The sequence below is a fragment of the Peribacillus sp. NPDC058002 genome (assembly GCF_042886655.1).
Classification (GTDB): Bacteria; Bacillota; Bacilli; order Bacillales; family DSM-1321; genus Peribacillus; species Peribacillus aracenensis.
Genome location: NZ_JBHVQU010000550.1, coordinates 1 through 1,027, shown reverse-complemented (window position 1 = coordinate 1,027; position 1,027 = coordinate 1). Strand labels below are relative to the sequence as shown.

Genomic DNA, 1,027 nt, shown 5'->3' with positions numbered 1-1,027 from the left:
ACAGCTATTAGGTTGGTGTAGAAATGTCTGAGGTTCAAAAACCCGTTTATGGAGGGCAGGCTGTAGTGGAAGGCGTCATGTTCGGTGGCAAACATCACACAGTCACTGCGGTACGCCGCAAAGATTCAACGATTGTATATTATCATCTTCCGCGTGAATCGAAACCTGTTGTCAACCGCTTAAAAAAAATACCGTTTCTACGCGGTATCGTATCACTGATTCAGTCAAGTGCCACCGGCTCGAAACATCTAAACTTTTCAACTGAACAGTATGAAGAAGAAGACGGGGAAAAGCAGGAAGAAAAGAAAAAAGAAACGAAGGAATCTTCTAAAATAAGTGTTTGGCTGGGAGTTGCCGTAATCGGTGTTCTTTCCTTCCTATTCGGGAAGTTGCTTTTCACTTTGATTCCAGTCTTTCTTGCCGAATTGACAAGACCCATATTCAGCGGCCATATGGCCCAGGTTTTAATGGAAAGCTTGTTCAAGTTGATATTATTGCTGGTATACATTTACGTAGTATCCATGACGCCTTTGATCAAGCGTGTCTTTCAGTATCACGGGGCAGAGCATAAGGTGATCAATTGCTTTGAAAGCGGAAAAGAATTGACCGTAGCAAATGTGCAGGCAAGTTCACGCCTTCATTATCGCTGCGGCAGCAGCTTCATTCTATTTACAGTCATTGTAGGCATGTTCGTCTATATGCTCGTTCCGACCGATCCATTATGGCTCCGTGTCGTGGATCGAGTATTGCTAATCCCCGTCGTGCTTGGCATAGCCTTCGAGGTACTGCAGTTGACCAACAAAGTACGGGATATTCCCTTTCTTCGTTACCTCGGCTATCCCGGCCTTTGGCTTCAGTTATTGACAACCAAAGCCCCTACCGATGATCAAGTCGAAGTCGCATTAGCATCCTTTCAAGAACTGTTAAGGATGGAAAAAGAAACAGAAAAAAGTTTAGAATCCGATGTCATTGTGTAAAACATCTATACACATTTTGAATATGGAAAATCATATACTAACTATAGGGA

1 protein-coding gene is annotated in these 1,027 nt (G+C 43.2%); it reads left to right on the top strand.

Annotated elements, in window-relative coordinates:
• Window positions 1-23 precede the first annotated feature (23 nt).
• Window positions 24-977, top strand: coding sequence for a DUF1385 domain-containing protein (locus ACFVSH_RS27030; RefSeq protein WP_387597895.1), 954 nt, complete (start codon window positions 24-26; stop codon window positions 975-977).
• Window positions 978-1,027: the final 50 nt, after the last annotated feature.

What these genes read in the sequence shown, in the direction of transcription:
- ACFVSH_RS27030 (WP_387597895.1), top strand. Translation starts at nt 24, where the DNA reads ATGTCTGAGGTTCAAAAACCCGTTTATGGAGGGCAGGCTGTAGTGGAA.